This window comes from Bacteroides sp. L10-4, assembly GCF_013373675.1.
Lineage (GTDB): Bacteria > Bacteroidota > Bacteroidia > Bacteroidales > Bacteroidaceae > Bacteroides > Bacteroides muris.
On record NZ_JABXJH010000017.1, the window covers coordinates 45,690 to 68,913 of the forward strand.

Sequence of the window (23,224 nt, forward strand, 5' to 3'; positions counted from 1 at the left end):
CATAACCAACTAAAAATAACGCATGATTGCATTTAAAGATATCGAATTACAAGACAAAGAACTTATCACTTCCTATACACAGAACAGTCCGCGAAGGAATTGCGACCTCTCATTCTCCAACCTATGCAGCTGGCGCTTTCTATACAATACAAAGTTTGCCATCATAGAAGGCTTCCTCTTACTGAAATTCTGGGCAAACGGCAAACCGGTGTACATGATGCCGATAGGCAACGGGAATTTGAAAAAAGTACTGGATGCACTGGTTGAAGACGCACACCGGGAAGGGGAACCTTTCTGCCTGCTGGGGATATGCTCGAGCATGTGCTCGGAACTGGAAGCCTTCATGACCGGAAAATTCCAATTCACAGCAGACCGGGACTATGCCGACTACCTATATCTGCGTACAGATCTCGCCGCGCTTGCCGGAAAGAAATTCCAGTCCAAACGAAATCATGTCAACAAATTCAAGCGTACCTATAACTACGAATATACCCCCATCACTCCCGACCGCATCCAAGAATGTATGGACCTGGAAGCCGAATGGTGCAAGGCCAACAACTGCGACCAGCATGAAGGAACGGGCAACGAACGTCGCGCACTGGTCTACGCCCTCCACAATTTTGAGGAACTGGGACTGACCGGAGGCATCCTGCATGTAGACGGCAAGATTGCCGCCTTCACTTTCGGAATGCCCATCAACCAAGATACCTTTGGGATACATGTGGAAAAGGCCGATACCAGCATAGACGGAGCGTACGCAATGATTAACTATGAATTTGCCAACCATATCTCTGAACAGTATGTCTACCTCAACCGTGAAGAAGATTTGGGTATTGAAGGATTGCGCAAAGCCAAACTTTCGTACCAGCCTGCCATTATTCTGGAAAAATACGTGGCATGCTTGAGAGATGAACCGGTAGAAGCAATCAAGTGGTGAAAGTAAGGGGTAGGGATTAAAAAGACAAGGGGTTGATGATACAAGAAAAGGTAAAGAATTTATGGAAGCTCTGTTTCAATGATAGCGAGGAGTTTACTGAAATGTATTTCCGACTCCGCTACAACAATGATGTCAATATTGCCATCCAGAGCGGTGAAGAAGTGATTGCCGCCCTACAGATGTTGCCTTATCCTATGACGTTCGAAGGAGAAGATATTCATACAGCCTATATATCAGGCGCCTGCACACATCCTGACTACCGTAATCGGGGCGTAATGCAAGAGCTGTTATCGCAAGCCTTTGCACGGATGTTGCACAATAATGCCTCCTTGTCTACCCTGATACCGGCAGAACCGTGGCTGTTCGACTACTATGCTCGGAGCGGTTACGCCCCCGTATTCCGTTATACCGAAGAGACATTCATCGCTTCCGACACACCGGCAGCCGACACGGGCTTCACCCTGGAAATGTCTGCCGAATATACTGAAAAAAAATATGAATATTTCAATCGGAAATTACGGGAGTGCCCTTGCTGCATCCAGCATACGGAGGAGGATTTCCGGGTTATCATTGCCGATTTGCAACTGGAGAAGGGCTCCGTTTGCACTTTGAACAAAGGAGAGAAAATCACAGCTTTGGCCATTACCTATCCTATAAGGAAAGACTACTGGCGCATTGGAGAAATCGTGTCAGATACTCCTGCAACAAAAACCTTACTGCTTCAACTTATCTGCCAAAGCCTGAATCTCCCGTCCGTCCGGGTTCTCACTCCTCCCGCTACCGATGAAAGCCAACTTTTGGGCATGGCACGCATCATCAATGCCAAAACCATGTTGCAAATCTATGCCGCAGCCCATCCGGAACTGAAACTCAACATTCATCTTACCGATGAACAGGTCAGTGCCAATAACGGCTACTACTACCTGAACAATGGTAAATGTATGAATAGTGCCAAGCGTCTGCCGGGCAGCCACTTGGCACTTACAATCGGCGAACTCACCGAAAAGATATTTACAACATCAAGCCCATATATGAGCCTGATGCTGAACTAGCATTACAATCCGCTGAAGTTAACCCCATCGAATACCAGCGAAGGAATCTGCCATGAGCGGTTCGGCTGCGGGTCATTACCCACGGCTGCCAGAGAATTCCACAACGTAATCATATTACCCGTCACATTCATCTCGTTGACGGGCTGTGTCAGCTGTCCGTTTTCAATTAAGAAACCCTCTATACCGTAAGAGAAATCTCCGGTGCTGCTGTTGCTGTTTCCTCCATTGAAACCGGTAACCAAGATTCCTTGCTGCACATCGGCCACCAACCCCTTCAGGTCTTTGTCGCCCGGTGTCAGAATCAGGCGCGAAGGCGAACTGATGGTAGGAGCCACACCCATTTTTTTGGCATTGTAAGTATCAATGAAATAAGTTTTCAATACTCCTCCGTCAAAGATAGCACGCGGCTGTGTGGCCACCCCTTCGTTGTCAAAATAGCGTGAACCGTTTGCACCGATAGCATGCGGCTCGTCACGCAACGTGAAGAGACTGGAAGCCACTTTCGCATCCAGCTTATCCATCAGGAAGGAGTTCTTTTGCTGCAGAGCACTACCGTACAATGCACTTAGCATCGGGCTGAGCAGATTTCCCACATTCATAGGATCAACCACCATTGTATATTTACCCGACTTTGCTTTCTTCTGTCCCAACTTGCGCAATACGCGTTCCAATGCCTTGGCACCGATTCCCGTTTTGGTCAGTTTATCATAGAACAAGGATGAACCATACCAATAATCCTGCGGACGCGCCTCTCCTTCTCCCTTTATGGAAACGCTGGCCGACACAGAGAACCAAGTGCTTTTCGATTCTCCTTCAAAGCCATTGCTTATCAAGCGGTAAGAAGAACTTTCACCGTCGCTGTAGGAAGAATCTACCGAAATAACACGTTCGTCTTTGCCCATCACTTCTCCGGCCGCAACCTTGGCCAGTTCCACTTTGTCATCGGGGTTGAGATTGTAGAGCGTCTTGTCAAAAAGTTGCAAATCGGGTTTTCCCCCTTTATAGTAACGTGCCGGATCGGCCAAGATACGCGACTCATCCACTGCCAGATAACGGGTAGAATCGATACCGTTCTTAATCAGTGTTTCCAATTCTTTTTTGTTCAAGCGATTGGTAGAGAACGAGCCGAAACGTCCGTCCACATAAAGATTCAGTCCCAATCCGTTTTCCGTAGCCTGCTGCAAACGGTCCATCTTGCCGTCACGCAGTTCGAAAGAAGAATTAGAGTTCGTATACAGCACCAGTTTGGCTGCTTGGCAGCCGTTCTTCAAGGCATACTCCATAGCCCATTGTGCCAATTTTTTATTGTCGTCTGTAATCATATCCTTAATTGATAGTGATAGTTGACAGTTGATAGTTGACAATGAAAGAAACATTATCAATCATCAGCTATCAATTCTCCATTAATATTTAACTTTCACCTCCCACAGTCAGTTTGCTGACCAGTGCCGACGGCATACCACAGGTAACGGGACAAGACTGACCATCTTTGCCACACGTCCATGTACCGTTGTCAATCTTATCATTGCTTGCCACCATCGTAATGTCTGCCAATGCCTTCGGACCGTTTCCGATGATGTTGATATCCTTGACAGGTTGCGTCAGTTTGCCGTCTTCAATCAAGTAACCCGATTTAACGAAGAAGGTAAAGTCTCCGGCACCGATTTGTACCTGGCCGTTAGTGAACTGGTCGCAATAGATACCATTCTTCACGGTGGAGATAATGTCTTCCTCTTTCACGTTGCCTGCTTCCATGTAAGTGGCACGCATACGAGGAATAGGAGTATTGCGGAAAGTATCGCGACGTCCGTTTCCGGTAGGAGCCACACCATAGTGCTTGGCACTAATACGGTCATGCAGGTAACTGGTCAGTATTCCCTCTTTCACGATATAGGTCTTTTGTCCTTCCACTCCTTCATCATCAAAGTTTACAGAGCCGCGATTGAAGGCGATGGTACCGTCGTCCACCACATTGATATGTTCGTTGCAAATCTTCTTTCCAAGGAGGTCGCAGAAGATGGAAGTACGTTTCCGGTTGAAATCGGCTTCAAAAGCATGTCCTATGGCTTCGTGCAACAAGATACCCGAACCGCCTGCCCCCATCACGACAGGCATTTCGCCACCTTTGGGTTTCACAGCCTTGAACAAGATAGCAGTCTTATCCACCGCCTCACGTGCAAGAATATCCACGATGTCGTCCGTCAGGAATTCAAACCCCTTACGGTAAGAACGAGCAGCATAACCGTTCTCCATCTTTCCATTTTCTTCCATGATACAGACAGCCGCAAAAGAGACCATCGGGCGATAATCATAGTAGCTCACACCCTCGGAATTGCAGAAAAGCACGTGCGAGGTAGTATCTGAAAGTGATGCCTGCACCTTGCGCACCCGATTATCCAAAGAGAAAATCTTTTCGTTCAGTTTTTCCAGATAGGGGATTTTAGTCTTGATACTTACGTCCTCCCAAGGTTCGGCGACGGCATAGCGGCTTTTGGCAATTGTCTTTTCCGTCAGCCCCACCGGCTTGCCTGCCTTGCCCGAAGAAGCAATACGTGCTGCTGTCCGGGCAGCACGCAACATTTCTTCCAAAGTTACTCCCTCTACGTAAGCATAGCCTGTCTGGTCGCCCGCCAATACGCGCACGCCCATACCGAAGTCTATGTTAGAACCGCATCTGTTTACTTTGCCGTCCATCAGAACCACACTGTTATTGAATGTGTGTTCAAAATAAAGGTCGGCATAATTACCGCCTTTTTCCAGAGCGGCAACCATCACTTTCTTCAAGTCAGCCTCTGTTACGCCAAAATGAGCCATTGCCGAAGCTACGGCAGACTGATTATCTGCTCCTCCTAAAGCTCCGCGTACTGACGCAGGCATAGCCAACGAGGGTACCGCCAGCGAACCTAACATCGCCAGACTTCCCGTCCGTAAGAAATTTCGTCTATCCATCCTTTTCAGTTATTAGTTATAAGATATTTTTTTGTTTTATATCATATGTTATATGACGTAAAAGCAGGAGATTTTGTCACACCTCAGCTTTCCTTTGTTAACAAACTTTCCAATTCCTCAGCATTCAGGCGCAGATAGAATTGTCCTTTGTAAGCCACTGAAATACCTCCGGTTTCCTCCGACACAATGATGGCATGAGCATCAGACACCTGGGAGATTCCCATGGCGGCACGATGCCTCAACCCCAATTCCTTGGGAATGTCCAAATTATGGGAAACGGGCAGGATACATCCCGCCGCCTTGATACGTTTCTTACTGATAACCATCGCTCCATCGTGCAACGGACTGTTCTTAAAGAAAATATTCTCAATCAAGCGCTGGTTTATATCAGCATTGATAATTTCTCCCGTACGCACCACATCATCCAAAGGCAGATTATGCTCAACAACAATCAAGGCACCAACCTTCTGTTTTCCCATACTGATACATGCCATTACCACCGGCATAATATCGTCATGCTCCAACTTCTCTTTCTTATTGCCAGTGAAGAAGCGCACCAGCGCACTGGCATGCTGATGCGAGCCGAGTGTCAGCAGGAAGCGCCGTATCTCGTCCTGAAACAAAATGATAAGCGCCAACACGCCCACACTGACCAGCTTGTCGAAGATGGAGCCAAGCAATTTCATCTCCAACACCTGTGACACCACCAGCCATATCAGGATAAACACCAAGATACCCGTAAACACATTTATAGAGCCGGAGGCTTTCATCAGCTTATACGTATAATATAGCAAGAAAGCCACTAACAGAATATCTATAAAATCTTTTATTCCAAATTCAAAAAACACAGCGAATTGAGTTATAAGTTATGAATTATTTTGCATGGCTTGCACAATCCGTACGGTTTCCACGGCTTCTTTCACGTCGTGTACGCGAAGGATGTCAGCACCTTTCAGCAGACAGATGGTATCGAGCACCGTGGTACCATTCAGCGCCTCCTGAGGAGTAATGTCCAACAAGCGGTATATCATCGATTTACGTGAAACACCTACCAGCAAGGGCAACTCAAAAATGCGGAACTCTTCCAGATGGGACAGCAATTCATAATTATGTTCCATTGTCTTTCCAAAGCCGAAACCGGGGTCCAGAATGATGTCTTTCACACCTAAGTCACGTAATTGCTGCACCTTGCGTGCAAAATACAGGAAAACCTCTTCCAGAAGATTGTCGTAATGAGGATGCTGTTGCATACTTTGCGGAGTACCTTGCATGTGCATCATAATATAAGGTACGTTCAACGCCGCAACGGTATGGAACATATCCGCATCCATCTCACCGGCCGCAATATCATTGATGATGGCAACACCATACTCCTCCACACACATTCTTGCCACATCCGCCCTGAAAGTGTCTACCGACACCACAGCATCCGGCTGTATCTCAAAAAGTATTTTCAAGCCCATACGCAACCGTTCCATCTCCTCCCGAGCAGAGACATTGTCGGCATTGGGACGGGAGGAGTAAGCACCTATGTCAATAATGGCCGCTCCCTCCGAAACTATTTGTTTTACCCGACGTGCAATTTCCACCTCTGTCTGTGTACGGCTACCGGCATAAAAGGAATCAGGAGTAACGTTCAGTACGCCCATGACACGAGACTTGGAGAGGTCTAGCAACGAACCGTTGACATTTATATATTTGGTAGTTGGAATTTCCATAGGCTCTCTATTCTATATAATACCTGCAAATGTAAACAAAAAAGTGGTTTCAAAATACATAAACTCATAAAACTGATAAGTTTTTTGCTTGTGTCCAAGAAGAGAGAAGATTAAAACTATATCTTTGCACAATGGTTCACTACAAATTACCAGATTGATTTAATTATAAAGTCATGGATATAACAGCTATACATCAGATATTCCTAACATGCACCAGTGTCACTACTGACAGCCGTAACTGCCCCCAAGGCTCTTTATTCATTGCGCTGAAAGGCGAGTCGTTCAACGGAAATGCCTTTGCCTCCCGGGCGCTGGAAAGCGGAAGCGCTTATGCCATAGTGGACGAAGAAGCCTATGCCCCCGAAGGCGATACACGATACATCGTGGTGGAAAACAGCTTGAAAACCTTGCAACAACTTGCCAATTACCACCGTCGGCAAATGCGTACCCCTATCATCGGCATTACGGGTACAAACGGAAAGACTACTACCAAGGAGCTGATGTCCACCGTACTTTCGCAAACTCACAACGTGCTCTATACCTTGGGAAATTTGAACAATCACATCGGTGTTCCCCTCACTTTGCTCCGCCTGCGCCCTGAACACGACCTTGCCGTGGTGGAAATGGGTGCCAGCCACCCGGGAGACATCAAGGAGCTGGTAGAGATAGCCGAACCTGACTACGGAATAATTACCAACGTAGGAAAAGCACATCTGGAAGGATTCGGCTCTTTTGAAGGAGTCATCAAAACCAAAGGAGAGATGTACGACTATCTGCGGATGCGGAAAGAAGCTACCATCTTCATCCATAACGACAATCCCTGCTTAAAAAAGATAGCCTACGGACTCCGTCAGATTGCCTACGGCAATGAGGACGGACTGTACATCAACGGACACGTCACCGGCAATTCTCCTTACCTCACCTTCGAGTGGAAAACGGGCAATGAAAGCAAATATCACGAAGTACAAACCCAGCTTATCGGTGAATATAACTTCCCCAATGCTCTGGCAGCTGTCACCATCGGACATTTTTTTGGTGTGGAACCGGAGAAAATAAACAAGGCACTGGCCGGATATACCCCGCAAAACAACCGTTCACAACTAAAAAAAACAGCGGACAACACTCTGATTATCGATGCCTATAATGCCAATCCCACCAGCATGATGGCTTCCATCAGTAACTTCCGGAACATGCAGGCCGAAAACAAAATGCTGATATTAGGAGATATGCGGGAGTTGGGCAAAGACAGTGCCGACGAGCACCAGAAGATTACAGACTATCTGGAAGAATGCGGATTCAAGAACGTAGCTCTTGTAGGGGAATTGTTTGCCGCCACACGCCACTCTTATCAGAGTTATCCCGATGTAACCGCACTCATCGCAGAGCTGCAAAGAGAGAAACCTTGTGGGAAAACAATTCTGATAAAAGGATCGAACGGAATCAAGCTAAGTTCCGTAGTTGAATACTTATAATCCTATTTCATCCTCGGCCTTAAAATGAAATAGCCGACCGTTGATGCAAGCACCGCTCCCATGGTATTGGCCGCAAAATCCAGCCAGTCTCCGCCACGGTATGTCGTGCAGTATTCTTGCAGCAACTCCACCATTCCGCTGAACAAAACGGGACAGACAAACGCCCCTGCCCATGCATGCCATAAAGGGGCGTTGTCTCTCCGGTGAGCGCGAAAAAACTCCAGCCACAGCATTCCTGACATACCGAAATACATACAGATATGCACCACCTTATCTATATTGGGAATCTTGCTTATTTCTGTAGAAGGCGGTTTAAAGAATGAAAGATAAACCACCGTCAGAATAATAAAAAGCGACACCGGATATTTCTTAATATAATATAGCATATACCAAATTATCAACGAACTGTGCGCAAAAGTACAGAACATTTTCTATATTTGCATGTTTTAGGTGGTATTAATAACGAATTGAAAGAAAAATCTACGTTTTATGACAAAAAGTGACAGAGCTAACTTCGGAAGCAAATTAGGCGTCATACTTGCCTCGGCAGGCTCCGCAGTAGGTCTAGGTAACATCTGGCGTTTCCCGTTTGAGACCGGGAATCACGGAGGTGCGGCATTTATCCTTGTATACCTGGTTTGTGTGCTCATTCTCGGGCTTCCCATCATGATTGCAGAATTCCTCATCGGCAGATGCTCGCGAGCCAATACAGCAGGAGCCTATCAGAAATTGGCACCCAGCACGCCTTGGCGTTGGGTAGGACGTATGGGCGTACTGGCCGGATTCCTTATTCTGGGATATTACTCCGTTGTGGCAGGATGGACGCTTGAGTTTATCGGCGAAGCGGCTACCAACAGTTTTGCCGGGAAGTCGGCAGCCGATTTCATCGCATCCTTCAACAGCTTTGTCAGCAACCCCTGGCGTCCGGTCATCTGGCTGGTGCTATTCCTGCTGGCCACCCATCTCATCATTGTCAAAGGAGTGGAAAAAGGTATTGAAAAATCAGCCAAAATCATGATGCCGATGCTGTTTGTCCTATTGATAATCCTTGCCATCTGCTCCATATCCCTGCCCGGTGCAGGAGCAGGCATTGAATTCCTGTTGAAACCGGACTTCAGCAAAGTGGACGGCAATGTGTTCCTTGGAGCTATGGGGCAGGCATTTTTCTCCCTAAGTCTTGGGATGGGATGTCTCTGTACGTATGCTTCCTATTTCCGTAACGATACAAACTTGTCCAAAACGGCACTCAACGTGGCCGCTATCGACACCATGGTAGCCATCCTAGCAGGATTCATCATCTTCCCTGCCGCCTTCTCTGTGGGTATCCAACCGGATGCAGGTCCCAGTCTATTGTTCATCACCCTACCCAATGTCTTTCAGCAAGCATTCGGCAATATTCCCTGGCTGGCAGTCCTGCTATCTCTGATGTTCTATATCCTACTGGCATTGGCAGCACTTACTTCCACCATTTCCCTGCACGAAGTGGTAACCGCCTATCTGCATGAAGAATTCAAGCTTTCACGCAGCAAGGCAGCCAGATACGTAACAGCCGGCTGCATTTTCTTGGGAGTTTTCTGCTCACTGTCTCTCGGCATCGGCAAGAGCTATACCGTATTCGGGCTAAACCTGTTCGATTTGTTCGACTTTGTAACAGCCAAGCTAATGTTGCCGTTAGGCGGTTTCTTCATTTCCATTTTCATAGGATGGTATCTGGACAAAAAAATCGTATGGGAAGAAGTCAGTAACAACGGAACTCTGAAAGTATCCGTCTACAAGCTGCTGATATTCATTCTGAGATACATCGCCCCAACAGGAATTGCACTGATTTTTATCAATGAACTGGGTTTTCTAAAATAAGCTATCATGCAGAATCCTTTTAAAGAATTCCTTTATTTCTCCCGAGGAGAAAGACGCGGAATACTGGTTTTGATTACCGGCATCATTCTCGTCTTTCTCTCCGGGTATATTTATATATACCAAAGAGAAAACCGCCCCCTCTCCGATGAAGCAATCCGGCGGCAGGCCACTGCCATGGCAGAATACGAATCGTTCATCGCATCCATACAAGAAAAGGAACAAAAATGGGACAACAGATTTAATTCTTCTCTCCTAAAGCACCCTCCAACTGTCTCCCTGGCCCGTTTTAATCCCAATACCGCCGACTCCGTCACTTTTTGTCGACTGGGACTGCCCGGATGGATGGCGCGAAACATACTCCGCTACCGTAGCAAAGGGGGGAAGTTCCGTAAGGCAGAAGATTTCCGGAAAATATATGGAATGACAGAAAAACAATATCAGACACTCCTGCCCTATATCCACATCACTCCGGAAGACACAGAAACAAGAACCGCCCGGTTGTACAGCTCTCCTGCAAGCAATGACAGCGCTGCCACTTCCCGAATTGCGCCGGAAAAATATCCGGCCGGAACTCTTGTCGACCTGAACCGCGCCGACACCACAGAGCTGAAGAAAATACCAGGCATCGGTAGCGGCATTGCCCGTCTAATCATCAGTTACCGACAACGCCTGGGAGGATTCTACGACATCACGCAACTACAAGAAATCCATTTGGACACCAGCCAATTGCAGTCTTGGTTTTCCATCGACACCCGGGCCATCCGCCTCATCAACCTGAACCGTAGTAGCCTAGAGAGGCTACGCAACCATCCTTACATCAACTTCTACCAAGCAAAGGCCATTGTAGAATACCGAAAGAAGAAAGGCAACCTTCATAGTCTGAAACCTTTTGCACTTTACGAGGAATTCTCCGATACCGATTTGGAGAAAATCAGTCACTACGTTTGCTTTGAATAACAGCATCATGCAACATTCTTCAATGTCTGATGTAACCTTTTCACCACTCATTTCGTTTAACAAGCAGAAACGCCTTGAAAGCAGGAAGGTCTACTGCAATAAGGATTAGAACCATCATATCAATATGAAGAAATGAGAGCTCCCGCATATTCCTGGTAAACTTTCCCTGCTACTTCTCGTTCGGCCGCAGTTTCAAGACAGCACAGCGAAAGGTGAACAACAGTGACAATGACTCGGGAGTAATGGGCACGGGGAAATAGGCTCAGACCATTTTATTGATTTCCCCGTCAATCAGATGTATCGTCCGGTCGGTGAGCTGCGCCAGTCCTTCATCATGGGTTACGATAACAAACGTTTGTCCGAAACGGTTACGTAAATCAAAAAAGAGCTGGTGCAGTTCTTCCTTATTATGGGTATCCAAGCTGCCGGAAGGTTCATCTGCCAGCACCACTGCCGGATGATTGATGAGAGCACGGGCCACCGCCACACGCTGCTTCTCACCTCCCGACAACTCATTCGGTTTGTGGGAAGCCCGTTCGGCAAGCCCCATGAATTCAAGAATTTCCGTAGCCGCCTCCTTGGCTTCCTGCTGTCCTCTTCCGGCAATAAAGGCCGGTATCATTACATTCTCCAAAGCCGTAAACTCCGGCAGAAGCTGGTGGAACTGGAACACAAAACCGATATGCCGGTTGCGAAATGCAGAAAGTTCCCTCTCCCTCATACGGTTGACTTGTGTGCCGTCAATAACCACCGAACCGCCATCCGGCATATCCAACGTACCCATGATTTGCAGCAAGGTAGTTTTACCTGCTCCACTGGGTCCTACAATACTGGCAATCTCCCCTTTCTCTATCTCCAGGTCAATACCCCGCAACACTTGCAGATTACCGAAACTCTTCGTTATATTCTCTAAATGAATCACTAGGCTATTTACAATTTGACAATTTACTATTTACTATTTGATAGTTTTCTTTCAAGTGCTATTACTATAGTCTTTTAATTACATATTCGGCCAAATAGCAGCCAAAAACTGCGGGCATGTAGCTCACTGTTCCACAGGTGGACTTCTTGTTCATCTCATCATCCGTCAGCAACACCGCCTTCAAGTCCGCTTGCTCCGTACTGAAAACTACGGGAAGCTTGCGCTTTATGCCCATCTTTTGCAGACGCTTACGCACAGCCTTGCTCAATCCACAATGATAGGTATCCCATATATCGGCAAAGCGCACTTGCGTAATGTCACTCTTTGCTCCCGCCCCCATGCTGGACACAATCTTGATATGCCGCCTCATGGTTTCCGCTATCAAATGGCATTTTGGAGCAAGCGTATCAATGGCATCCACCACAAAGTCATAAGCCGCTGCATCCAGCAGTTCCGGTATGTTCTCATCTTTCAGGAATATGGGAAACACTTTCAATTCCAGAGCCGGATTAATGTCCCTGAAACGTGATGCCAATATCTCTGCCTTCTTCTGCCCCAAGGTAGAATGCAGAGCCGGCAACTGACGGTTTATGTTCGTAGGCTGCACGGTATCAGCATCGACAATCGTCATCCGCCCCACTCCGGCACGGCATATCATCTCGGCCGCATAAGCACCTACACCACCCAGTCCTACGACAAGTACATGCGCTTTACGTAGCCGTTCCATCTTTTCATCTCCCAGCAGGAGTTGCGTTCGTTGTTTCCAATCTTCCATTTCAGCTTTTTTTAAACCACTTATAAAACCATTTGCCGACCTTCTCGTAATGTTGCGACTCATTGTTGCCACGCGGATTTGAGAAGGATACCGCATCCTGCGGTTCACCTAGTTGATCCGGATACAATACAATCAGACTATTATTTGCAAAATATTTACTGATTTGTGCCGGCAACTTCTCGAAGGAGCTGTCATAGGAGATGGAGCCCCGACGGGCACTGATAATCACTAACAGATGGTCAAAATTCACTTGCCCGGTCAATATCAGCAAGTCCCCCCAATCGTCCAGGCGGGAAAAGTCTGTCAATGTCTGTCCATATTTGGCTTTCACCAGCCCTTGAAGATGGGCGGTAGTCTCTTCATTGGCATAAAAATGCACCCGGCAACCCAAAGTACTCCCCAACCGGCAAAAATGTTCCACCCATTTCAGGAATCCCGCCTCATACTCGGCTTTCGGAGGTACCGCCACAATCACCCGCCTGATTGTGTTAATGGGCATCAGGAACTTGGAAACCATCACCTCGCGATGCAAGCCTTTCAGCAGATTCTCCGTCAGCATACCGAAGAAGGAGTCCACGATATTGACTTTACGGTGCAGACCTATAATGACATCGGTCGCTGCATATTCTTTTGCCGCATGGATAATTCCGGAAGCGATATTCAAGTCATAACGTGTAATTTGCCTCAACGGTACATCTGCCGAGGCCGTTATCATGGCAGCCTTTTCCAGATAGCGTTTCCCGCGCAGTTCAGCACTTTCAGAACTGCTATCGTCGTTGATGACATTCAGTGCCAACAGATTATCCCGTTGCTTCGGGTCGCGTATCACCAAAGAAAGATTTATCAAGTCTTCAATCGTATCGGGGTTGGCTATCGGAATCAGAATCTTCTCCGGCTCCACGGAACGACTTGCTTCCAGATGGGCTTCCTCCATGGCAATCTTCCGTGCGGCACGTTCCGTAATAAACGAACTGACGATGCAAGTTACAAGAATCAGCAGAACGGTACCGTTTAATACATCATCATTCAGCAAGCGTTCCCCACCAGGCAGAATGATGTTGTATCCCACCAACACAGCCGCCAGCGTTGCCGCTGCCTGTGCATTGCTCAATCCGTACATCAACTCCCGTTCAATCCCTTCCATCTTATATATTTTCTGCGTCAGCCAGCAGGCAATCCATTTACCAGCCAATGCCACCACAATCATTACAGCCGCTACTTTCAGAGCATCGCCATGACCGAAAATCACGTGCACATCAATCAGCATGCCCACACCTATCAGGAAATAGGGAATAAACAAGGCGTTGCCCACAAACTCCAGATGGTTCATCAGCGGAGAGACATGCGGAATCAGCCGGTTCAATACCAAACCTGCCAGGAAAGCACCCAGGATACCCTCCATCCCCACAAACTCCATCAATCCGGCTCCGAGAAAAACCATGGCAAGCACGAATATGAACTGCATTACGTTGTCATCGTACCTCCGAAAGAACCAACGACCTATGCGTGGAAACAGATATACAATCAAAATACCCAGGAAGATAACCTTTATGACAAGCCATACCCAGAAGAAGCCGTCCGACTCTCCCTTGAACATACCACCCACAACGGCCAGAACCAGCAAAGTGAGTGTATCCGTAACCGCCGTTCCTCCCACCGCAATGCTCACACTACGATGCCGCGACACACCGTAACGAATCACGATGGGATAAGCCACCAGCGTATGCGACGCATACATACTTGCCAGCAGGACAGAGGTCAGCACCCCGTACTTCAACAAAGCTATATTCGTTACCAAACCTATGCCTATGGGCACAATAAAAGCCAAGAGCCCCAAAACAAGAGCTTTGCCCCGGTTCTGTTTGAAGTCTCCCATATTCATTTCCAGACCGGCAAGGAACATGATGTAATACAAGCCTACTTTGCCGAAAAGTTCAAAACTGCTGTCACGCACCAAAATATTGAAACCATGCTCCCCGATGACAAGCCCCGCCAGTATCATTCCGATAATGTGCGGAATACGAAGCTTATTCAACAATATGGGAGCAAACAATATAATGAGGAGTACAAGGAGGAATATCCATGTAGGGTCGGTGATGGGAAGTTTCAAGCTGAAGTCAAACCAGTTCATAGGCTGTAAGTTTTAGGTTTTGCATGCAAAATAACGAAAAACTTTTCACTTTATGCGGTGTTATACAGCATTTTGTTATAAATTTGCGACCAATTCTATCTTTTTAGAGATAGTATTTCACTTTTTTATAAACTTAATTTAAAACAAAAGAAAAATGAAAGTAGCTATTGTTGGAGCAAGCGGAGCCGTGGGACAAGAGTTCCTGCGAGGGCTCGATGAAAGAAATTTCCCGTTGGACGAGTTAGTATTGTTCGGTTCTAAACGCAGTGCCGGAACCAAATATACCTTCCGCGGTAAACAGATCGAGGTGAAACTCTTGCAACACAATGATGACTTCAAAGGGGTTGATATCGCTTTCACTTCCGCAGGCGCAGGCACCTCCAAAGAGTTTGCCGAAACCATTACCAAGTACGGAGCAGTGATGATTGACAATTCCAGCGCTTATCGTATGGATGCCGATGTGCCTTTGGTAGTACCCGAAGTAAATGCTGCTGACGCCAAAGACCGTCCGCGCGGCATCATCGCCAACCCTAACTGTACTACTATCCAAATGGTAGTGGCACTGAAAGCCATCGAACAGCTTTCCCATATAAAGACCGTGCATGTTTCTACCTATCAGGCTGCCAGTGGTGCCGGCGCTGCTGCCATGGACGAGTTGTACGAGCAATACCGCCAGGTATTGGCAGGCGAACCCGTAACCGTTGAGAAATTCGCTTACCAGCTGGCATTCAACCTCATTCCGCAAATCGACGTATTCACCGAAAACGGCTATACCAAAGAGGAAATGAAGATGTACAACGAGACACGCAAGATTATGCACTCTGACGTAAAAGTCAGTGCTACTTGTGTACGTGTTCCTGCCCTCCGTTCCCACTCCGAAAGTATCTGGGTAGAGACCGAGCGCCCCATCTCCATAGAAGAAGCCCGCGAAGCATTTGCCAACGGCGAAGGCTTGATTCTGATGGACAATCCGGCAGAAAAAGAATACCCCATGCCGTTGTTCCTCGCCGGCAAAGACCCGGTTTACGTAGGCCGTATCCGCAAGGACCTCAGCAACGAGAACGGATTGACATTCTGGATTGTAGGTGACCAAATCAAAAAAGGCGCTGCACTGAATGCGGTACAGATTGCAGAATACCTGATTAAGGAAAAGGCACTGTAAGAGAACAATGAATAAAAAATAAGGGATGTCCTCGTTTTGTGAGGACATCCCTTATTTTTATAATCTACTTCATAATATTACCAACCTGGGTTCTGAGTCAACACCTGACCTTTATTCTCATAAATAGTCAACTGTGCAGCCGGTATGGCACGCAAATAGTAGCGTTCCGAATTCAATTCACCAGCCTTGAATATACGAAGTTCTTTTTCACGAAGATAATAAATATACCCTTTTTCAGTTTCTACATTACCGGGATTCTCCGGGTCGAACAGATAGAGCACTCTCTTGCCGGAATCATCTTTTGAAGATATTTCCGGATAATCGGCCATATTGACATAAGCACCCAGGAAAGACATGGTAGGATAACCATTTGCATCTTCTGAGTTTAAGTATTCAAACTTGGCCCAACGACGGAGGTCCTCACCACGACGGCCTTCCATAATCAACTCAATACGACGCTCACGACGGATTTCCCACAAAACCGGATTGACATCAGGGTCACGGGCAGGGTCATTGATAACAACTCCATTCACACTCAAGTTACCGCCATTCAGTTGAACTTTCGGCATTGTCTTGGCTTCAGTATCTCCCCACTTCGTCAGCTGACGGTCACGGAGTTCATTGATAGATTTGTCAAGGTCGCTCTGCGAGAAACCGTTACCCCCCACTTGAGCAATCTCATAACGTGCTTCTACATAGTTCAGCAACACTTCCGCATAGCGGATACACGGAGCATCAGCCGGACTTAATCTACCGGTACAGTAATCCAGACCAGCCACCCACCACTCGTCGTTCAGGAACTTTTTGGTAGGATATCCCGTTGGTGATGTACCTTCGGTATAATTTGTACCCATGGCGCTCATGATACGGAGACTATCGGCAATAGTTTGATACAAACGCGGGTCACGATCTTGAAATGACTTCTGAATACTCGGATCTTCCTTACCTTGATACAGCGGAGACTGACCTATCGGCAAACCGTCACTGCAAAGATAAGTGTTGATTACATCTTGCGTAACACCACCCTGAGTCTGATCTTCCGGGCCATTGTAGGACATCAAAGCATTACACTGCAAACCGCTTGTATATTCACGATACCAGATAACTTCCGGATTGTTAGCCAAATCGTCCGTAGTAAACAAAGCATTATAGGTATTGCCTATTGAATAGATACCAGAGTTCATCACTACCTCCGCACCATTAATGGCTCCTTGCAGTAAATTCTTAATATCACCATCCGCCACTTTCTCTGAAGTAGGACCTACAGTAGTACCGTGATACTTCAGCCATGTGGCATGATACAGCATTTCGCGTGACATATACGCACCAACCACATATTTGTTGACTTGGCGCTTCGTATCATCCGTACGTACATTATCCAATGCATACTGAAAATCCTCTTGTATCTTCTGCGCTACATACAAATAAGAATCACGGTCTTTATAAAGGGCCGGGTCTGCCGGGTCTGTCACCTTATCGTAGTAAGGAACACCGCCATAATACTTTGCCAGCGTACTATAAGCCATTGCACGGAAATAGCGTGCAACACCTTCCCAGTGTTTCTTGGCTTCGTCCGAAATATTCATTCCGGGAATCTTCTCAAGCATGACATTGGCTTTATAAATAACACTATAATTGCCCGACCAAGTTCCTGTCTGGCTATTCCAGTCCGTAGTGGCAGAAGTGGAGAAATAAATATATCCTGAACCGTTTGTATTTGCATTATTCAGATTGATAAAATCATCCGTATAGTCATCTCCAGAGAAATAACCGGCAAAAACAGTATAGTCGGTACCATATCCTGTAAAGTAGGAAGAATAGAAGTCTTGCGCATAAGTACGCAAAGAAGTTTCAGTCTGCCAATAAGTGTCATTGGTCTGCTTGTCCTGCGGGTCTTTATTCAAAAAATCGTCGCAACCGCAGAGCGAGCCCATTGCCAACGCACAAACGATGTATAATAAATTTTTCTTTTTCATAACTGCAATTACTATTAGATTATAAACTAAGCTGAATACCGAACGACACTGTCTTCTGGTATGGATAGCTACGGCCAAAGTTACGCTGGTCACTCTTACCACTGGCCGTACGTATTCCTATTTCCGGATCGATAGCAGGTTTCACACCGTCGATGGTGAAAAGGTTTTCACCGGTGAAATAAACACGCAAACCTTGCACCTTGAATTTGCTCAACCAAACCTTAGGAAGAGAATATCCCACAGTAAACGTCTTCAGACGCAGATAAGCCATATTCAGCAAATAGCGGTCATTCACGCTATAGTTACCCGAAGCAGACTGCTTGTAATCCATCGGACGGGGATAGAAAGCATCTGTGTTTTCGGGAGTCCAATAATCCTCAGCACCTTTGTAGAAGGGTTCACCGGTAGTAAAGCCTGGCAATACCTGGTTACCTGCCGCCCAAAGTTTTCTCTTGGCTACCCCCTGGAAGAACATGCTTATATCAAAGCCTTTCCAAGCAGCATCCAAATTCAAACCAAACTGTAAACGCGGCAGGGCGTTACCTATAACACTAAGGTCACCCCTGTCATTTGTATTGGTCTGTTTTACGATTTCACCGTTGTTGTCGAGGTCTTTATAAAGCACATCACCGGGAGCAAATTGATAACCGGCAGGGAATACTTTAGTCTGGTCGGGCAAACCGGCTTTCAAAGAACCGTCAGCATTAAAGTCATCTTCCGTCAGGAAACGGTCGAACTGCAAGCCCCAGATATCTCCCAAAACCATACCTTCTTTATAAGCACTCTTATCCCACCATCCGGTAGCTCCATAAGAAGGAATCTTTGTATTATACGTCCACTTGGTTACTTCAGTCTTGTCATCGGCAACAGAAGCCGTCACGCCAAAGTGCAGACCATTCTTGAAGGTATGGCGATAGTCAATGGCAAGTTCCCATCCTTTGGTCTGAATAGTACCCATATTTTCATATGGAGCGTCAGCACCCAATGTGGCAGGCAGGTTGGCAGTAGTCAAAATATCACTGGTAGTACGGTTATACCAATCAAACGTTACTCCCAACGCATCATTGAAGAAACGGGCATCCAAGCCAAGGTCAAGTGTAGTAACCTTCTCCCAAGTAAGGGTTGAAGACACAATAGTCGGTTTTTGTGTTGACTGTACTTTCTTTCCATCGATAATCCAACTGTCTACAGAAGTGGACAGAGTGGAGATATAACGGTCGGTACCTACATCCTGGTTACCAATCATACCCCAAGAGCCGCGAATCTTCAACGTACTCAGATAAGGCTTCAGTGACTGCATGAACGGTTCTTCAGAAATACGGTAACCGGCAGACATGGATGGGAAGAAACCGAAACGATTCCCAGAGGGGAAACGGGAGGAACCGTCATAACGGCCGTTCAGTTCCAACATATATCGGTCTTTATAAGAATAATTAAGACGTCCGAAGAAGCCTGCTACAGACCACCAAGTATGCGAGGAGCTTGTAGTCTGGTCACCTGTAGCCAGATTCAATTCCGGTTTTGCGGGGTCGAGCAGACCTTTGCGTTGCGCCCAGTAATATTCATATTCGCTCTTTTCAAGGCTGGAACCTGCCATCGCCTTAAAATCATGATCTCCCCAGCGTTTGGCATAAGTTGCCACGAAGTTGGCTGTCAGATTCTCCGTGCGTCCGGTTTCCTGATATACATAATCATAAGTAGCAGCAGATAGATAACTGCCATAAGAATCACGTAATGCCTCAACAGACGGACGGGCAGTGAAGATTTCATAACCACTGGTCAAGCTCGGTGTACCATACTTCTTATAGCGATTTTCCACGCTGCTATAAGCAACATCTATATCCAGTGTTAAATCTTTGATAGGCTTGATAGTTGCACCACCTGTCAAACGCAGATACTCACGTTCTTTTGTGGTAATAGGAGCACTTTTCTGTTCGGTCAAGGCGTTACGGAACTCCTTGCCTTCAAAAGTACCGTAAGGCATCATCGGCTGCCAACGATACAGATAGTACATCGGGTCGTAAAGATCACTGTTATAGTTGAATGGCTTATCGTAGTCAGAACGGGTGAACATGACACCTGTACGGATAGACACATATTTGTTCAATTCAGAGTTCAAAGAGATATTGGCATTGTAACGCTTATAGTTGTCCGAATTGACTTTCATCATACCATCCTGGCTCAGATATCCCAAAGCGATATTGTAATTAGTCTTTCCATTGCCACCGTTGATAGAAAGGCTATGGTTCTGCTGCGGAGCCCAGTCCTTAATGTATTCATCATACCAGTCCCAAGTACGGATAAAGAACATACCGCCATCGCGGAACTCAAAGTCACGACCCAATTCCATCTCACGGCCAAACTGGTCACCATAGCCATATTTGTCCCAGTAATCCTTCATTTTCTGCACATGTGTAGCATCCACACGCATATTACCCACTACGTTATAAAATGCGGTAGACCCCTTAGTCTGATTGATTACACCTTGCAAGTTAATATCAGCCTGCTGCCATCCCGGAAGTTGTTCGGGTGTCTTGGTCGGCGTACGCCATGCAAAGTTATTGGTATATTTTACAGAGAGACGTTCATGTTTACTTCTTGATTTTGTGGTAATCAGCAATACGCCAAATGCACCACGGGCACCGTAAATAGAAGCAGAAGCAGCATCCTTCAATACAGATATACTTTCAATATCGTCCGGATTCACCATAGAAATATCCGTTACTTCCACATTATCTACCAGAATCAACGGTTTGGAGTCACCATTCGGAGAACCGATACTACCACGAATCTTGATAGTAGGCGCACCACCTATCTCACCGGAGTTGGTAGTAATGGTCAATCCCGGCACAGCCCCCTGCAAGGCACGGCCTATATCCGTGATAGGACGGCTATCGATTGTTTTGTTCACATCTACATTAGCCACCGCACCGGTCAGGTTCACCTTTTTCTGTGCACCATAACCTACTACGACAACTTCATCCAACAATTCCGTATCATCTTTCAAAACAACCTTCATTACCGAAGTTGCCTTGACTTCTTGAGTAGTATATCCCACAAATGATACTTGCAGAATAGCACCGGGCTTCACATTTAATTTGGAAACTCCATCCAAATCCGTGATACCACCATTGGTCGTACCTTTCTCAATGACATTGGCACCAATAACAGGTTCACCTTTTGTATCTACCACTGTGACAGTCACAGAGATAGATTGCATCTGTTCTTGTACTCCTTGCGAGTCGCCAGATGCAGTTTGTGTAGCCATCACGTTGCCACTGCCTAAAAACAGAGCACAGATTGCCACCGCCGTAAGGAACTTACCATTAGCAAGTCCTCGTCTTTTACGATCTTCATTCATAAGTGATTGATGATTTTGTTAATTAAACAAGTTTTTCAAAATTAGGGTAAGGGAATCATATGGTTCGGAATAGTGAGACTATTTCCAAAGGTTTCTTTAATCTCTCATAGGCATCTTCTTTATTTAAAGGTTCATAACTTTATATTATCTCTCTTCTTTTCTATTTATTTACCAAGTTCAGACGGAACTTAGTTATATATATGCAAGGCTAAAATCTTGTTAATTACTTAGCTCTATTGGTTGTTTTAAGAGATAAAAAACTCGTTATTAACAAAGGTGAGAAATGATTCATTCATTTCGTCCTAACAAAGGTACATTATTATTTGGTATCAAGAATATTCATTTGCATTTATTTAGATTTATATTTATACATTTGCAAAAAGGAAGTTATATACCTTATCATATATAAAATTTAAGGTTCTTCTATATTTAAAGAATGGAATTCAATCAGGCCATTCATTGGTGTTTCTTCAATGATTTCCAGTTCGATGTCAAATTCACGGGCAACTTCCCGCAAAATGGCCGCGTAGCTGTAAGCCAGTGAGCCCACAAAACGAATAGGATAATTTTTGTAGTCATATTGGCAGACATTACGAGTAAAGAAATTTCTTAGATTACCGGTAATCAGCTCAAATACATAGTCATCATTGGTATAATCTGCCAGAAAATAAGATATAGTAGACAAAAAGCGATTGGGGAACGGGCGGTTATACACAGATTCCATAACCTCATTCGAGCTTATACGGAACTTCTCAAAGAAATCCGCCGTTACATCTTTAGGAGCCAAACCTTTCAGTACATCAGACAAAAACATTTTGCCCAATACAGCGCCACTGCCTTCATCTCCTAAGATATAGCCTCCCGCTTTGACATTCTTTACAATGATTTTCCCGTCATAAAAGCATGAGTTCGAGCCGGTTCCCAAGATACAGGCGATGCCTGCCTCGCATTTGAACAAGCCACGTGCAGCTGCCAGCAAATCACTCTCTACCTGAATTGGAGTTTTGAATTGTGCTACCAATGAAGCTCCCAATACATTTTTCTTTTCATAAGAAGTACATCCGGCACCATAATAATAGACTTGTTCCAATTTCCTTTTGAAAAAATGCTCGGGTAATCCTAACCGCACACTTCGGCTAATCTCTCTTCTCGTTTGAAAGAAAGGATTTAAGCCCTCCGTGAAGGCTCGCTGTATCAGACGATTATCTTCAACCAGCGCCCATTCTGTTCTCGTAGAACCACTTTCTGCAATTAGTTTCATAGGTAGTTAGTTTTAGAATTGAATACAAATATATAGCTTTTTTTAATCTTTCCAAGGCTATTTCAAGAAAAAATCATTTTACTGGCCATACATCCCCCTTTTGCTCATATCCTCAATCATCCAACAAAGTATTCCTACTTTTCCAACGCAACCGCGTTTTAGTCAAAACAAGACGATAACAGACTAATAATAAGATACTATCTGACTGAATTCCAAGTTCCGTCTGGACTTGGCAAACAAATAGAAAAACAAGAGATAATATAAAGTTATAAACCTTTAAAAAGAGAAAATGCCTATGGAAAAAGAAACAATCCTGCAAGTTGAATAGTCTCACTATTCGGTCCTTATTACCCTTACCCTAAATTTAAGAAGTATTTAATTATAATACTTCGTTAAAATTACAGTTGATCCGTTGAAAACAAATGAGTTAGTAAATAATATTTAGTATAATAAAATAGGCCAAGTGGCTGATTTTCATTATCTTTAATGGTATCCTACCACACATTAAAGCAATGAACAAAACAGCACTTGACCAATATGAGGAAATCGTAACCGATGCTTTGAAAAGTTGTTCAGCGAAGTTACGCAAAAGTTTTAAAACTGCATTCATTCAACTCATGATTTTGTATATGGTACTACCAAGAAAGATTAATTTCACCCAAATGGGACGTTACTCAGACAGCTCGGAACAACG

General features: G+C 45.6%; 17 protein-coding genes and 1 pseudogene. 7 read left to right on the forward strand and 11 right to left on the reverse strand.

The window, feature by feature from the left end; all coding sequences use genetic code 11:
• The first annotated feature begins 22 nt into the window (after positions 1-22).
• Positions 23-937, forward strand: coding sequence for a DUF2156 domain-containing protein (locus HU824_RS07640; protein WP_176468533.1), 915 nt, complete (start codon positions 23-25; stop codon positions 935-937).
• Between the two features lie 35 nt (positions 938-972).
• Complete coding sequence (locus tag HU824_RS07645) at positions 973-1,989, forward strand: GNAT family N-acetyltransferase (protein ID WP_176468534.1); 1,017 nt, start codon at positions 973-975, stop codon at positions 1,987-1,989.
• Positions 1,990-1,991: 2 nt separating this feature from the next.
• Here the strand turns inward: HU824_RS07645 and HU824_RS07650 are convergent, their stop codons facing one another.
• From HU824_RS07650 to folP, 4 genes are all read right to left on the reverse strand, one after another.
• The gene (locus HU824_RS07650; protein WP_136008934.1) at positions 1,992-3,311 is read right to left on the reverse strand and encodes a TldD/PmbA family protein; all 1,320 of its coding nucleotides are present in this window, start codon (positions 3,309-3,311) and stop codon (positions 1,992-1,994) included.
• Positions 3,312-3,399: 88 nt separating this feature from the next.
• Positions 3,400-4,938 carry a TldD/PmbA family protein gene (locus tag HU824_RS07655; RefSeq protein WP_136008933.1) on the reverse strand — a complete coding sequence of 513 codons (1,539 nt, stop codon included), beginning with the start codon at positions 4,936-4,938 and terminating at the stop codon, positions 3,400-3,402.
• An 83-nt stretch (positions 4,939-5,021) separates the two neighbouring features.
• Positions 5,022-5,786 carry a diadenylate cyclase CdaA gene (gene cdaA / locus HU824_RS07660; protein WP_136008932.1) on the reverse strand — a complete coding sequence of 255 codons (765 nt, stop codon included), beginning with the start codon at positions 5,784-5,786 and terminating at the stop codon, positions 5,022-5,024.
• An 18-nt stretch (positions 5,787-5,804) separates the two neighbouring features.
• Positions 5,805-6,656, reverse strand: coding sequence for a dihydropteroate synthase (gene folP / locus HU824_RS07665; RefSeq protein WP_176468535.1), 852 nt, complete (start codon positions 6,654-6,656; stop codon positions 5,805-5,807).
• Between the two features lie 173 nt (positions 6,657-6,829).
• Between folP and murF the strand changes: the two genes are divergently transcribed.
• Positions 6,830-8,128 (forward strand): UDP-N-acetylmuramoyl-tripeptide--D-alanyl-D-alanine ligase, encoded by a 1,299-nt coding sequence (gene murF / locus HU824_RS07670; RefSeq protein ID WP_176468536.1) that lies wholly within the window; start codon positions 6,830-6,832, stop codon positions 8,126-8,128.
• 2 nt (positions 8,129-8,130) lie between these two features.
• Here the strand turns inward: murF and HU824_RS07675 are convergent, their stop codons facing one another.
• Positions 8,131-8,514, reverse strand: coding sequence for a VanZ family protein (locus tag HU824_RS07675; RefSeq protein WP_176468537.1), 384 nt, complete (start codon positions 8,512-8,514; stop codon positions 8,131-8,133).
• Between the two features lie 103 nt (positions 8,515-8,617).
• On the opposite strand from HU824_RS07675, the gene HU824_RS07680 reads away from it, so the two are divergent.
• Positions 8,618-9,985 (forward strand): sodium-dependent transporter, encoded by a 1,368-nt coding sequence (locus HU824_RS07680; protein WP_176468538.1) that lies wholly within the window; start codon positions 8,618-8,620, stop codon positions 9,983-9,985.
• A 6-nt stretch (positions 9,986-9,991) separates the two neighbouring features.
• Positions 9,992-10,942 (forward strand): helix-hairpin-helix domain-containing protein, encoded by a 951-nt coding sequence (locus HU824_RS07685; RefSeq protein WP_176468539.1) that lies wholly within the window; start codon positions 9,992-9,994, stop codon positions 10,940-10,942.
• A gap of 262 nt (positions 10,943-11,204) precedes the next feature.
• Here HU824_RS07685 and HU824_RS07690 read toward each other — a convergent pair whose 3' ends face one another.
• The 3 genes from HU824_RS07690 to HU824_RS07700 all read right to left on the reverse strand — a co-directional run bounded on the left by HU824_RS07690 (position 11,205) and on the right by HU824_RS07700 (position 14,770).
• The gene (locus HU824_RS07690; RefSeq protein WP_176468540.1) at positions 11,205-11,864 is read right to left on the reverse strand and encodes an ABC transporter ATP-binding protein; all 660 of its coding nucleotides are present in this window, start codon (positions 11,862-11,864) and stop codon (positions 11,205-11,207) included.
• A 64-nt stretch (positions 11,865-11,928) separates the two neighbouring features.
• The gene (locus HU824_RS07695; RefSeq protein ID WP_176468541.1) at positions 11,929-12,639 is read right to left on the reverse strand and encodes a ThiF family adenylyltransferase; all 711 of its coding nucleotides are present in this window, start codon (positions 12,637-12,639) and stop codon (positions 11,929-11,931) included.
• Between the two features lies 1 nt (position 12,640).
• Positions 12,641-14,770 (reverse strand): cation:proton antiporter, encoded by a 2,130-nt coding sequence (locus HU824_RS07700; protein ID WP_136008924.1) that lies wholly within the window; start codon positions 14,768-14,770, stop codon positions 12,641-12,643.
• A gap of 154 nt (positions 14,771-14,924) precedes the next feature.
• On the opposite strand from HU824_RS07700, the gene HU824_RS07705 reads away from it, so the two are divergent.
• Positions 14,925-15,932, forward strand: a complete 1,008-nt coding sequence (locus tag HU824_RS07705) for an aspartate-semialdehyde dehydrogenase (RefSeq protein WP_176468542.1) — start codon at positions 14,925-14,927, stop codon at positions 15,930-15,932.
• 77 nt (positions 15,933-16,009) lie between these two features.
• Here HU824_RS07705 and HU824_RS07710 read toward each other — a convergent pair whose 3' ends face one another.
• From HU824_RS07710 to HU824_RS07720, 3 genes are all read right to left on the reverse strand, one after another.
• Positions 16,010-17,908, reverse strand: coding sequence for a RagB/SusD family nutrient uptake outer membrane protein (locus HU824_RS07710; protein ID WP_136008922.1), 1,899 nt, complete (start codon positions 17,906-17,908; stop codon positions 16,010-16,012).
• A gap of 19 nt (positions 17,909-17,927) precedes the next feature.
• Complete coding sequence (locus HU824_RS07715) at positions 17,928-21,269, reverse strand: TonB-dependent receptor (RefSeq protein ID WP_136008921.1); 3,342 nt, start codon at positions 21,267-21,269, stop codon at positions 17,928-17,930.
• Between the two features lie 412 nt (positions 21,270-21,681).
• Positions 21,682-22,530, reverse strand: a complete 849-nt coding sequence (locus tag HU824_RS07720; RefSeq protein WP_176468543.1) for a hypothetical protein — start codon at positions 22,528-22,530, stop codon at positions 21,682-21,684.
• 512 nt (positions 22,531-23,042) lie between these two features.
• Between HU824_RS07720 and HU824_RS19505 the strand changes: the two are divergent.
• Positions 23,043-23,224: pseudogene (locus tag HU824_RS19505) on the forward strand (transposase); the annotation flags it as partial.

Coding starts and splice junctions, on each gene's coding strand:
- HU824_RS07705 (WP_176468542.1), top strand. CDS start 14,925: ATGAAAGTAGCTATTGTTGGAGCAAGCGGAGCCGTGGGACAAGAGTTC.
- HU824_RS07650 (WP_136008934.1), bottom strand. CDS start 3,311: ATGATTACAGACGACAATAAAAAATTGGCACAATGGGCTATGGAGTAT.
- HU824_RS07645 (WP_176468534.1), top strand. CDS start 973: ATGATACAAGAAAAGGTAAAGAATTTATGGAAGCTCTGTTTCAATGAT.
- HU824_RS07715 (WP_136008921.1), bottom strand. CDS start 21,269: ATGAATGAAGATCGTAAAAGACGAGGACTTGCTAATGGTAAGTTCCTT.
- HU824_RS07675 (WP_176468537.1), bottom strand. CDS start 8,514: ATGCTATATTATATTAAGAAATATCCGGTGTCGCTTTTTATTATTCTG.
- HU824_RS07640 (WP_176468533.1), top strand. CDS start 23: ATGATTGCATTTAAAGATATCGAATTACAAGACAAAGAACTTATCACT.
- murF (WP_176468536.1), top strand. CDS start 6,830: ATGGATATAACAGCTATACATCAGATATTCCTAACATGCACCAGTGTC.
- HU824_RS07700 (WP_136008924.1), bottom strand. CDS start 14,770: ATGAACTGGTTTGACTTCAGCTTGAAACTTCCCATCACCGACCCTACA.
- HU824_RS07695 (WP_176468541.1), bottom strand. CDS start 12,639: ATGGAAGATTGGAAACAACGAACGCAACTCCTGCTGGGAGATGAAAAG.
- HU824_RS07655 (WP_136008933.1), bottom strand. CDS start 4,938: ATGGATAGACGAAATTTCTTACGGACGGGAAGTCTGGCGATGTTAGGT.
- HU824_RS07710 (WP_136008922.1), bottom strand. CDS start 17,908: ATGAAAAAGAAAAATTTATTATACATCGTTTGTGCGTTGGCAATGGGC.
- HU824_RS07720 (WP_176468543.1), bottom strand. CDS start 22,530: ATGAAACTAATTGCAGAAAGTGGTTCTACGAGAACAGAATGGGCGCTG.
- folP (WP_176468535.1), bottom strand. CDS start 6,656: ATGGAAATTCCAACTACCAAATATATAAATGTCAACGGTTCGTTGCTA.
- HU824_RS07685 (WP_176468539.1), top strand. CDS start 9,992: ATGCAGAATCCTTTTAAAGAATTCCTTTATTTCTCCCGAGGAGAAAGA.
- HU824_RS07680 (WP_176468538.1), top strand. CDS start 8,618: ATGACAAAAAGTGACAGAGCTAACTTCGGAAGCAAATTAGGCGTCATA.